General features: G+C 72.1%; 10 protein-coding genes and 2 pseudogenes. 4 read left to right on the top strand and 8 right to left on the bottom strand.

The genetic code is table 11. The annotated features are described in order from the left end of the window. Positions 1-59: 59 nt before the first annotated feature. The 5 genes from thpD to BFF77_RS02520 all read right to left on the bottom strand — a co-directional run bounded on the left by thpD (position 60) and on the right by BFF77_RS02520 (position 4,999). Positions 60-992, bottom strand: a complete 933-nt coding sequence (thpD, locus tag BFF77_RS02540; RefSeq protein ID WP_066943335.1) for an ectoine hydroxylase — start codon at positions 990-992, stop codon at positions 60-62. 2 nt (positions 993-994) lie between these two features. After that, positions 995-1,393, bottom strand: a complete 399-nt coding sequence (locus tag BFF77_RS02535) for an ectoine synthase (RefSeq protein WP_066943333.1) — start codon at positions 1,391-1,393, stop codon at positions 995-997. 152 nt (positions 1,394-1,545) lie between these two features. After that, positions 1,546-2,838, bottom strand: a complete 1,293-nt coding sequence (ectB, locus tag BFF77_RS02530) for a diaminobutyrate--2-oxoglutarate transaminase (RefSeq protein ID WP_066943331.1) — start codon at positions 2,836-2,838, stop codon at positions 1,546-1,548. Between the two features lie 99 nt (positions 2,839-2,937). After that, positions 2,938-3,498, bottom strand: coding sequence for a diaminobutyrate acetyltransferase (gene ectA, locus BFF77_RS02525; RefSeq protein ID WP_079124769.1), 561 nt, complete (start codon positions 3,496-3,498; stop codon positions 2,938-2,940). A gap of 445 nt (positions 3,499-3,943) precedes the next feature. Continuing rightward, on the bottom strand, positions 3,944-4,999 hold the full coding sequence (locus tag BFF77_RS02520; RefSeq protein ID WP_066943327.1) for an aminotransferase class V-fold PLP-dependent enzyme: 1,056 nt from the start codon (positions 4,997-4,999) through the stop codon (positions 3,944-3,946). Between the two features lie 133 nt (positions 5,000-5,132). Here BFF77_RS02520 and BFF77_RS02515 point away from each other — a divergent pair, with 133 nt between their 5' ends. Next, positions 5,133-6,230 carry an amidohydrolase family protein gene (locus tag BFF77_RS02515; protein ID WP_066943339.1) on the top strand — a complete coding sequence of 366 codons (1,098 nt, stop codon included), beginning with the start codon at positions 5,133-5,135 and terminating at the stop codon, positions 6,228-6,230. A 296-nt stretch (positions 6,231-6,526) separates the two neighbouring features. Then, positions 6,527-7,510 carry an SCO1860 family LAETG-anchored protein gene (locus BFF77_RS02510; RefSeq protein ID WP_107422046.1) on the top strand — a complete coding sequence of 328 codons (984 nt, stop codon included), beginning with the start codon at positions 6,527-6,529 and terminating at the stop codon, positions 7,508-7,510. 205 nt (positions 7,511-7,715) lie between these two features. On the opposite strand, the gene cobC is transcribed toward BFF77_RS02510, so the two are convergent. Continuing rightward, positions 7,716-8,777, bottom strand: a complete 1,062-nt coding sequence (cobC, locus tag BFF77_RS02505) for an Rv2231c family histidinol phosphate aminotransferase CobC (RefSeq protein ID WP_066943325.1) — start codon at positions 8,775-8,777, stop codon at positions 7,716-7,718. Between the two features lie 283 nt (positions 8,778-9,060). After that, positions 9,061-9,525: a cobalamin biosynthesis protein gene (locus BFF77_RS36495; RefSeq protein ID WP_066943323.1), complete on the bottom strand. Its 465-nt coding sequence runs from the start codon at positions 9,523-9,525 to the stop codon at positions 9,061-9,063. Positions 9,526-9,627: 102 nt separating this feature from the next. On the opposite strand from BFF77_RS36495, the gene BFF77_RS02495 reads away from it, so the two are divergent. Further along, on the top strand, positions 9,628-10,455 hold the full coding sequence (locus tag BFF77_RS02495; RefSeq protein WP_066943321.1) for a ZIP family metal transporter: 828 nt from the start codon (positions 9,628-9,630) through the stop codon (positions 10,453-10,455). A gap of 23 nt (positions 10,456-10,478) precedes the next feature. Here the strand turns inward: BFF77_RS02495 and BFF77_RS02490 are convergent. Continuing rightward, a pseudogene (locus BFF77_RS02490) lies at positions 10,479-11,093 on the bottom strand (cobyrinic acid a,c-diamide synthase); the annotation flags it as partial. A 283-nt stretch (positions 11,094-11,376) separates the two neighbouring features. Here BFF77_RS02490 and BFF77_RS36490 point away from each other — a divergent pair. Continuing rightward, positions 11,377-11,527, top strand: a pseudogene (locus BFF77_RS36490) (cobyrinate a,c-diamide synthase); the annotation flags it as partial.

Here is an 11,527-nt window from a genome sequence, read left to right as displayed (position 1 = left end):
GCCTGCCCCGCACCCCTGTCCCACCGCCGCCCCTGCCCCGCACACGGGAGGGCCCGGTGTCAGCGCACCGGCGTGAAGTCCCGCGCACCGATGAACTCCGGCCGCGGCGCGGGCGCCGCGAACGGTTCCACCGCCGCGTTCTCCACGCTGTTGAACACGATGAAGACGTTGCTGCGCGGATACGGCGTGATGTTGTCGCCCGAACCGTGCATGCAGTTGCAGTCGAACCAGGTCGCCGAACCGGCCCTGCCCGTGAAGAGCCTGATGCCGTGCTCGTCGGCCATGCGTGTCAGCGCCTCGTGCGACGGCGTTCCGGCGTCCTGCATCTTGAGCGACTGCTTGTAGTTGTCGCGAGGTGTCTCGCCCGCGCAGCCGAGGAACGACCTGTGCGACCCGGGCATGATCATCAGCCCGCCGTTGGTGTCGTAGTTCTCGGTCAGCGCGATCGAGACGGACACGGTCCGCATGTTCGGCAGACCGTCCTCCGCGTGCCAGGTCTCGAAGTCCGAGTGCCAGTAGAAGCCCGAGGCGCCGAAGCCCGGCTTCACATTGATCCGCGACTGGTGGACATAGACGTCCGAGCCGAGGATCTGGCGGGCGCGGCCCACCACCCGCTCGTCGCGTACCAGCCCGGCGAAGATCTCGCTGATCCGGTGGACCTCGAAGACCGACCGTACGTCCTGGGACGTGGGCTCGATGACGGAGCGCTCGTCCGCCCGTACACCGGGGTCGGAGACGAGCCGTTCCAGTTCGGCGCGGTAGAGCGCCACCTCGTCGGGGCCGATCAGCCGGTCCACGGTGAGGAAGCCGTCCCGCTCGAAGCCGGCGAGGTCCGCGCGGGAGACCGGTCCGGGCGCGCCCGACCGGCCCGGTGTGCCGGACGCCGGCCAGACGACGGGATCCTGTCGCGCAGTGGTCACCTCGCGAGGGCCACGGGTCGGGTACGGGTCGGTACGTTCGGCGTGTTCCGTACGCACGGGAGTGGTGGTCATCGTCAGCCCTCCTCGGTCAGCAGCGGATAGACCCCGTTCTCGTCATGGTCCTCACGCCCGGTCAGCGGCGGGTTGAAGACGCAGACACAGCGGAAGTCGGTCTTGGGACGGAGCGTGTGGCGCTCGTGTCCGTCCAGCAGGTACATCGTGCCGGGCCGGATCCAGTGGGTCTCACCGGTCTCGTCGTCGGTGAGTTCGGCCTCGCCCTCCACACAGAGCACGGCCTCGACGTGGTGGGCGTACCACATCGAGGTCTCCGTGCCCGCGTGGAGGACGGTCTCGTGGAGGGAGAAGCCGACGTCCTCCTTGGCGAGCACGATGCGCTTGCTCTCCCAGGTGCCCGAGGCCGACTTCACATGGCGGTCGGTGTTCTCGATGTCCTTGAACGATCGGACGATCACGGTGTGTCGCTGCCTTTCTCTCTCGTGTGTGCTCTCGTGCTCTGTCGTGCTCTCTCGTACGGACGGACGGCGTGTGCGCGTGCCGGTGCGCGGGCGGACGGGCGGGTGCGGTCCGGTCCGGCGGTGACGGCCGGACGGTCAGGCGGTGACGGTCAGGCGGTCTCCAGGACCGCGCGGGCCAGGGTGCGCAGGCCCTCGTCCAGCTCCTCGGGCGTGACGGTGAGCGGCGGCAGCAGCTTCACCACCTCGCCGACCGGCCCCGAGGTCTCCAGCAGCAGTCCCAGCCCGAAGGCGCGCGCGCATACGGCGGACGCCCGTTCCTTGTCGGCGAACTCCAGGCCCCAGACGAGACCCCGGCCCCGGAACTCCGCGGCCGGACCGGCGCTGTCGTCGGTGCTCCAGGCGGCGCTCTCGGCGCAGATCGCCGCGAGCGCCCGCTCCACCTGTTCACCGCGGGCGATGGTCTGCTTCTCCATCTGGCCGTCCGCCCAGTACGTGGTGAGCGCGGCGGCGGCGGTGACGAAGGCCGGGTTGTTGCCCCGGAAGGTGCCGTTGTGCTCGCCGGGCTCCCAGATGTCCAGCTCGGGGCGGAACAGACAGAGCGACATGGGCAGCCCGTATCCGCTGATCGACTTCGACAGCGTCACGATGTCCGGTGTGATGCCGGACTCCTCGAACGAGAAGAAGGCGCCGGTACGGCCGCAGCCCATCTGGATGTCGTCGACGATCAGCAGCATGTCCTGGCGGTGGCAGAGATCGGCCAGCGCCCTCAGCCACTCCGGGCGTGCGACATTGACGCCGCCCTCGCCCTGGATCGTCTCGACGATCACCGCTGCGGGCTTGTTCAGCCCGGAGCCCTGGTCCTCCAGCAGTCGCTCGAACCAGAGGAAGTCCTGCGTCTGGCCGTCCAGATAGTTGTCGAACGGCATCGGTGTGCCGTGGACCAGCGGGATACCGGCCCCGGCGCGCTTGAACGCGTTGCCGGTGACGGCGAGCGAGCCCAGCGACATGCCGTGGAAGGCGTTGGTGAAGGAGACGATCGACTCCCGGCCCTTGACCTTGCGGGCCAGCTTGAGCGCGGACTCGACCGCGTTGGTGCCGGTCGGGCCCGGGAACATCACCTTGTACGGCAGGTCACGCGGCCGGAGCACCACATTCTGGAAGGACTCCAGGAAGGCGCGTTTGGCGGTCGTCGCCATGTCGAGGCCATGGGTGATGCCGTCGCGTTCGATGTAGTCGATCAGCGCGCGTTTGAGCACCGGGTTGTTGTGGCCGTAGTTGAGCGCGCCGGCGCCGGCGAAGAAGTCGAGGTAGCTGTGGCCGTCCTCGTCGGTGAGGCGGCTGCCCTGCGCCCGGTCGAACACGGCGGGCCAGCCGCGGCAGTAGCTGCGCACCTCGGACTCAAGGGTCTCGAAGACGCTCAGTGCGGGCGGGGTGATAGTCACAGGAATCTCCTGCCGATGGGATGGAGAGAGGCGGGGTTGCCCGCGTACGCCGTGTTTCCCGCGTACGCCGTGCCCGGATGCCGGCGTGGCCGTATCCGCTCAGGGCGTCGGCTCGGCGGGCCGGCGGGAGAGCGGGCCGATCCGGTACAGCACCTCCGGCTGGTGCACCCCGTCGGGAAACAGCCCGCCGTCGAAGAGGACGTCACGCGTCACCCGCGCGCCATGACGCGCGGCGAACGCGGTGAACAACCGGTCCGAGGCGGTGTTGTCGGGGGTCACGGTCGTCTCGACCGCCGATATCCCCAGCTCCTTCGCCACTCTGGCGGTCAGCGCGTCCAGCAGGGCCCCGGCGAGCCCGCGGCCCCGCTGTTCGCGGTCGACGGCCACCTGCCAGACGACCAGCACATCGGGCCGCTCGGGCCGTACGTAACCCGTCACAAAGGCGATCGGTACCCCTGCGTCGTCACGCGCGACGACGGACGTGGCGGCGAAGTCGCGGCACCACAGCAGGTAGCTGTACGAGGAGTTGAGGTCCAGGACCTCGGAGTCACGGGCGATACGCCAGATCGCGGCTCCGTCCTCCACTCGTGGGGCGTCGATCGTCGGGGACGAGGTGAATTCGCTTCGGGCGCCTGCAAGGTGTGCTTGTGCGGCGGTCATAGCCATTGAATTTACCGAGCAAATTCAAAAGATGCATCTTGGGAAGGGGTTGGGTGAGAAGCCGGCCTGTGTTATCGCGCGTGCGCGGCTGCCGATGCGCACTCCGGTGGAGTTGGGTAGAATAGGGCCACATATCGGGGCGGAATGACCGTGATTGTGGGCTCGGTCACATGTCTGCAATGTCGGCGAGACCCGCCGGAATCGCCTTGGACTCCGGCGTTTGGGCCGTGGAGCAGCGGGCAGGCGACAACAAGGAACCGTCTACGGTGAGGAATTCAAAGGAAATGCGGCACCCGAATGCCCGTACCCGGTATTGGCAATTTTTCTCGTGTCCGCCGCTTTCCGTGTGTCCGTCACGCGCCTCTGCCCTGCCGATATTCAATATTTGACATCCGTGATTCGTGATTCACGAGCCCGCGGGTGACGCGCATGCCCGCGGATACGGTCATTCCCGCGGAGCGGCGCCGAGCGCCGTGCCCAGCGCGGCGAGCGAGGACCGTACGGCCTCCGGTGTCGCGTGGGGCCCGTAGTGGTTGACGCGGAGCATCTCCGATGCGAGCGCGCCGCCGCCGGCGATCAACGGCAGCGAGGGATCGGCCGCCAGGGCCTTCGCCACCACCTCACCGGCGTCGGTCCCGGGAGGCGTCCGGAGCGTCGTCGCCACCGGGGCCGCCGCGGCGGTCTCAGGGACGAACGGCTCCAGACCGCGGCCCAGCGCCACCGCACCCGCGCGCGTGGCCGCCGCCGCGGCGGCGTGCCGGGCCATCACGGAGTCAGCTCCCTCCGCCTCGATCCGCTCGACGCAGGCCTCCAGCGCCAGCATCTCCAGCTGCGCGGGGGCGTGCGGCAGCGCCCCGCGGCCGGTGTCGATCCACCGCTCCTTCCAGTCCAGCAGGGAGAGGTACGAGCGGCGGGGCGCGCCCGGATTGGCGGCGAACCGCTCCCAGGCACGCGCGCTCACCGACACCGCCGAGACCCCGGCGGGTCCGCCCATCGCCTTCTGCGCGCCGATCACACAGAGGTCCACGCCCCACGCGTCCGTCAGCAGCGGTTCCGCCGCCACCGACGCGACGGCGTCCAGCATGAACAGCGCGCCATGGGCCCGTACGACCTCACCGATCGCGGCGACCGGGTTGGTGTTGCCGGTCGCCGCCTCCGCGTGCACGAGCGAGACGAAGTCGATCCCGGGACGCGCGGCCAGGGCGGCGGCGACCTGGTCGGCGGTGACGGCGGTGTGGAACGGCACCTCCAGGTCGACGACCGTGGCACCGCTGTCGCGCAGCCAGTTCCCGAAGGTCTGTCCGTACGGGCCCGTGACCACGTTCAGTGCCGTCGAACCGGGCCGCGCGCCACTGCGTACACACGCCTCCAGCGGCAGCAGGGCCTCGCCCTGCATGATCACCACATCGTTCTCGGTGGCGAGCAGCGAGGCGACGCGGCGCTCGATCGAGGCGAAGTGCGCGGCGGTCAGCGGGGGCAGGTCCAGCAGCGGGTGTGTCACAGCGGTCACGGTGGTGCTCTCTCTTCGGCTCTCTTCGCGCGCTCTTCGGCTCTCTTCGCGCGGCCACCGGCGTCGGACCGGTGTTCGGAATCTTTCCGGTCGAGGGTACCCACGGCCTCGTACAGTGCTGTTCATGAGCGATCAGGCGGTGCTGCGGGTCACAGGACGGGTGCTCGTCGGGCCCGAGGAGGTCAGGGACGAACTGTGGGTGGTGGGCGGACGGGTCACGTACGAGCGGCCGGCCGGCGCCCGTGACATCCGTACCGTCCGGGGCTGGGCGCTGCCCGGTCTGGTCGACGCCCACTGCCATGTCGGCCTGGACCACCACGGCGCGGTGGACGACGCGACCAGCGAGAAGCAGGCGCTGACCGACCGGGACGCGGGCGCGCTGCTGCTCAGGGATGCCGGATCGCCCGCGGACACCCGCTGGATCGACGACCGCGAGGATCTGCCGAAGATCATCAGGGCCGGCCGGCACATCGCCCGTACCCGCCGCTACATCCGTAACTTCGCCCATGAGATCGAGCCGGAGGACCTGGTCGCCCATGTCGCGCGGGAGGCCCGGCGCGGTGACGGCTGGGTCAAGCTCGTCGGCGACTGGATCGACCGGGACGCGGGCGATCTGACCGCCTGCTGGCCGCGCGATGAGGTCGAGGCGGCCATCGCGGAGGCGCACCGGCTCGGTGCCCGGGTCACCGCGCACTGCTTCGCCGAGATCGCGCTGCGCGATCTCGTGGAGGCGGGCATCGACTGTGTCGAGCACGCGACGGGACTCACCGAGGACACCATTCCGCTCTTCGCGGAGCACGGTGTGGCGATCGTCCCGACCCTGGTGAACATCGCGACCTTCCCCCGGCTCGCGGAGGGCGGCGCGAGCAAGTTCCCGCGCTGGTCGACGCATATGACCCGGCTGTACGAGCGCCGCTACGACACCGTGCGCGCGGCGTACGACGCGGGCATCCCGGTCTACACGGGGACGGACGCGGGCGGCGGGCTCGCCCACGGTCTGGTGGGGGCCGAGGTCGCCGAGCTGGTGAAGGCCGGTATCCCGCGCGTGGACGCCCTCTCGGCGGCCGTCTGGGGCGCGCGGCGCTGGCTGGGCCGCCCGGGGCTGGAGGAGGGGGCTCCGGCGGATCTGGTGGTCTACGACGAGGATCCCCGGGCGGACGTCGGAGTGCTGGCGGCGCCGAGGCGGATCGTGCTGAACGGGCGCGTGATTGACGGAGCGTGACGCGAGGGCGGCCGTCGTCGTTGAAGTGTCTTATGCGCGGTCGGCGCACGGCTTGTGCGCGCACTCCCGGGGGCGACCGGCGCACCACCCGGGCGGTGTCACGGACGGAGCGGCGAAGAACGCATGTGCCACAAGAATCGAATATGAACCCGGAAACCCCACTTTGGAGTGAACTCACCCCAGGTGCCCGCCAGTTCACTCTTCGTGCGTAAAGATTCCGGTGTCTCGGTCGCCACCGCCGCGATTCCCCGTTCGGCGGGCCGGCGACACCAAGTCTCCTGTGGGGGTTCCACATCGTGAACAGCAACACCTTCCGCATGCCCGCACGCCGCCGCGCCGCCGCTGTGGCCGCCGCCGCCCTGACGGCCGGGCCGGTGCTCCTCGCCGCCCCGGCGGGCGCCACCGGGGGCGAGGACGTGGGGCGGGCGGGCGCGGTCGTGCTCAGGACCGGCCTCGATGTGTCCCTGCTCAACAGGACCGTCCAGGTGCCGCTCAAGGCCGCGCTCAACGAGGTCGAGGCGCCCGCGGCCTCCGGGAGCGGGAAGAAGGACGCGCTGACTGTCCGGCTGGACGGTGTCGACCGGGGCAGGCCGTTCACGGTGCTCCGCGCCGATGTGGCGACGGCGGAGGCGACGGCCGACGGGCACAGGGCGCGGGGACGCAGCCGTCTCGTGCACGCGAAGGTCCATGTCCCGGGGCTGCCGTCGCTCCCGCTCGTCGAGATCCAGGAGGTCACCTCCAGGGCGGTCTGCGCGGCCGGAGAACGGCCGGTCGCCGAATCGAATCTGCTCGGCGCGGTGACGGTGCTCGGCAAGCGGATCACGCTCTCGGCGGGCGGTACGACGCGGGTCGAGGTGCCGGGGGTGGGCGAGGTGTCGCTCGAACTGTCGAAGACGCGCACCACGTCCCGTACGGCCGCGGCGGCGGCGCTCGAACTCCAGGTCTCGCTGAACCCGCTCAAGCTGAACGTCGCCGAGGTCGAGGGCACCCTCACCCTGGCGGGCGCCACCTGCGAGTCCCCCGCGCCGCCGACCGGGCGCGCGGTGACCCCGGCACAGCGGCCGGAGGCCACTCCCGCCGTCCCGGCCGACGAGGCGGTCCCGGCCGATCCGAAGCCCCGGACCGTCGCGGAGCCTCAGACCGTCGCGGAGCCCGCCGAGGAGAACCTCGCGGAAACGGGCGGCAGCTCCGCGACCCCGTACATGGCGGGCGGCGCGGCGCTCCTGCTGGCGGCGGGCGCCGCGACCCTCGCCGTGACCAGGACCCGCGCGAGGCGCTGACGCGCGCGGGACCCGGCGACGGCGGGCGGCGCGCCCGGCGCGATAAGGTCCCGTCCCGAGCGGATCTCCTGGGGTGCGTGTCCGTGTGCGTGTGTGTCCGCGTGTCCGCCGGGGACGGCGCCGGTGAGCCGGCCGTCCCCGGCGGAACCGTCGGCCGCGGTCCTTGTCCCGGGCGCGGACCCGGTCCGCCCCGCGCCCGGGGACGTCAGCAGCCCACCGCCGTCAGGGACTGGTCCAGGGCCTGGAGGAAGCGGTTCGTCGTGGAGCGGTCGCGGACCGCCAGGCGCAGCCATTCGTGGGACAGCCCCGGGAAGGTGTCGCCGCGGCGGGCCGCGAAGCCCAGGGTGCGCAGACGGGCCCGTACCGCGTCCGCACGGGCCATGTGGACCAGGACGAACGGGCCCCGCGCCGCCTCGACCGCCCGCACCTCCTCGAACTCGGCCAGTCCCGCCAGCAGATGGGCGCGCTCCACCGCCGTCCGGCACGCCGCGCTCTCCGCCTCCGCCAGCGCGGCGGGCGACATGCACGCCTCCGCCGCCGCCAGCGCGGGCGTCGACACCGGCCACAGCGGCTGCGCCCGCTCCAGCGCGGCCACCGTCTCCGGCTCGGCCAGTACGTAACCGATCCGCAGACCCGCGAGCCCCCAGGTCTTGGTGAGGCTGCGCAGCACCACCAGCCCCGGCACGTCCCGGCTCCCCGCCAGCGCCTCCGGCTCGCCCGGCACCGCGTCCATGAACGCCTCGTCCACCACCAGCGTCCGCCCGGGACGCGCCAGCGTGGCGATGGCCCCGGCGGGATGGAGCACGGACGTCGGATTCGTCGGATTGCCGATGACGACCAGATCCGCTTCCTCGGGTACCGCACCGGGATCGAGCCGGAAGCCGTCCGCCGCCCGCAGCAGCACCCGTCCCACCGTGTGTCCCGCGTCCCGCAGCGCCGACTCCGGCTCGGTGAACTGCGGATGGACGATCACCGGGCGGCGTACCGGCAGGGCACGCGCGAGCAGGACGAACGCCTCCGCCGCCCCCGCCGTCAGCAGCACCCGCTCCACCGGAAGCCCGTGCCGCGCCGCGACCGCCGCGCGCGCCGTCCGGCCGTCCGGATACGCCGCGAGCCCGGTCAGCGAATCCGCGATACGGGCGCGCAGCCACTCCGGAGGGGTGCCGGTACGGACATTGACCGCGAGATCGATCAGTCCCGCCGCGCCGTCGCGCATCTCGGCGTCGCCGTGATGGCGCAGATCGTGGAGATCACCGCGCGTAGACATGGTGGCCCGTCGGTCGATGGCGGGGTACGGGTATGCGGGCCGCGGAGAAACGGGCCCGGCCGGGCCGGGGCGGGTACGGTCCCCGCGCGTGGGATGTCACGCTCTCGCTGGGCTGGTCGACGAGGGTCACCGGGCTCCCTTCCGAAGGCCACCGGGGTACGGAGGCGTCATGGCGCGGCGCGCTGTAGCGCGTGGCCGCTGTTCTCTACCGCCAACGGGTCGCTGTCGTCAACAGGACGCTGTCCTGCGACCACCGTCCGGCCACCGTCAACGGGCCTCCACGTCAACGGATTCCGTCGTCGGCACCGACATCATCTCCGCTCCCGCCGGTTCCACTCCGACCCGGCCCCTGTACGCCACGACACGCCACCGCGCAGGTGACGGCGGCGGGCCGGCCCTCCGGGTCCGACTTCCGTTTCGGTACGAGGAGCACGCCTCCGCCCGCGAGCGCGGCGGCCTCCGCGACGGACGGTGTGCCCACGGCGGCCAGTGGCGCGGCGGACGGATGAGGCACGGCGATCCGGGCCAGCAGACCGGCCGCGTAACCCCGTACGGGCACGCCCAGCCGCGCCGCCGCCCCGGCGATCGCGGGCTCACCCGCCTTGGTGTCGACGGTCGCCAGCTCCACCACGCGGTACGGCGCGGGCCCGGCCTCGCGCAGCGCGTCCTCGATCAGCCCGAGCACCTCCGCGACGGAGGCGCCACTGCTCGCGCCGATCCCGACGACCAGTTCCCGCCCCTCCGGCACTCCGGGCGGTTCCGGCCGCTCCGGATCGGGCCCCTCCGGACCGGGCCGCGCCGTGGAGCGCGGATGTGCGAGATGAGCGCCGGATCGGCTATGCAGGGGCGCATGGCCGTGTTCGTCGCGCTCGGCGCGTTCCTCATGACGCTGTTCGGCGGCTGGACGGCGCAACGCGTCACCGACCGCCGCCATCTCGTACTGGGCCTGGCCGGTGGGCTGATGCTCGGTGTCGTCGGCCTGGACCTGCTGCCGGAGGCGATGCGGGCGGCGGGCCACGAGATCTTCGGTGTACCGCAGGCGCTGCTGCTCTTCGTCGGTGGTTTTCTCGTAGCCCATCTGGTGGAACGTTTGCTCGCGGTCCGGCAGGCCTCGCACGGCGGCGACCGGCCCGCCGCCACCTCTTCCCGGGAACCCGTCGCGTACGCCTCGGGACACGGCGGCGGTCGCGACGGAGGTCATGGCAGCGGCCCCGGCGCGGTCCGGACGACGGGCGGTCGCGTGCCCGAGGTCGGTCTGACCGCCGCCGCCGCCATGGTGGGCCACAGCGTGATGGACGGGATCGCCCTCGGCGCGGCCTTCCAGGTCGGCGAGGCGATGGGCGCCGCCGTCGCGCTCGCCGTCATCGCCCATGACTTCGCCGACGGATTCAACACCTACACGCTCACCAGCGTGTACGGGAACGACCGGCGCAGGGCGGTGGTGATGCTGGTCGCGGACGCGATCGCGCCGGTGCTCGGCGCCGCGTCCACCGTGCTGTTCACGCTGCCGCAGGAGGCGCTCGCCAGCTATCTCGGGTTCTTCGGCGGCGGTCTGCTCTATCTGGCGGCGGCCGAGATCCTGCCCGAGGCGCACCACGAGCACCCGGCCCGCTCCACCCTGCTCTGTACGGTCCTGGGCGCGGCCTTCATCTGGCTGGTGGTCGGTCTCGCCGCCTGAACCGCGCCCCACGCACCCGCCCCTCACTCCTGCGAGCACCGCTCCACGAACCGCTGTGCCATCCGCGGCGCCGCCGCCCAGTGCGTGTGCAGATAGCTCGCGTGCACACCCTGCCGGACGAACCCCTCCACCCGGCGGTCCGGATGCACCACGCCCCAGGCGGGAGTGTCCCCGGCGCCCGGCTCCAGGACCGTCCGGTGGAACTCGTGCCCGCGCACCCGCGTTCCGGCCGGCGCCAGCGCGCTGTCTGCGACCGCCACCGCCTCCCGGTACCCCAGCGTCAGCCGTCCCGACATCCGCGCGTCGGCGTCCAGCACTCCGCACATCGGCCGCCCGTCCAGGGAACGCGCCAGATACAGCAGCCCGGCGCACTCGGCGGCCACCGGGGCCCCGGAGTACGCCAGCTCCGCCACGGCCTTGCGCAGCGGCTCGTTGGCGGACAGCTCCGGCGCGTACACCTCGGGAAAGCCGCCTCCGATCACCAGACCCCGGGTCCCTTCCGGGAGCCGCTCGTCACGCAGCGGGTCGAACGGTACGACGTCCGCGCCCGCGGCCGTCAGCAGCTCGGTGTGTTCCGCGTACGAGAAGGTGAAGGCCGACCCGCCGGCCATCGCGATCACCGGCCGCCCACGCCGCGCCGCCGGAACGGCCGGAGCGAAGGAAGTAGCCGGAGCGAAGGAAGTGACCGGAGCGGCGGAAACGGCCGAGGCGGCGGGGGCGCTCAGGGCGGCGGAAACCACCGGCTGGGCGGCGGGGGCCAACGGCCCGGCACCTTCGGCCGGATCGTGAGGCCCGGCCCACTCCGCCCAGCCGGTGGTTTCCGCCGCCCTGAGCGCCCCCGCCGCCTCGGCCGTTTCCGCCGCTCCGGTCACTTCCTTCGCTCCGGCTACTTCCTTCGCTCCGGCCGTTCCGGCGGCGCGGCGTGGGCGGCCGGTGATCGCGATGGCCGGCGGGTCGGCCTTCACCTTCTCGTACGCGGAACACACCGAGCTGCTGACGGCCGCGGGCGCGGACGTCGTACCGTTCGACCCGCTGCGTGACGAGCGGCTCCCGGAAGGGACCCGGGGTCTGG

The sequence above is a fragment of the Streptomyces lushanensis genome (assembly GCF_001700515.1).
GTDB lineage: Bacteria > Actinomycetota > Actinomycetes > Streptomycetales > Streptomycetaceae > Streptomyces > Streptomyces lushanensis.
Note: the sequence above shows the minus strand (reverse complement) of the source record. Positions and strands in the feature narration are given on the sequence as shown.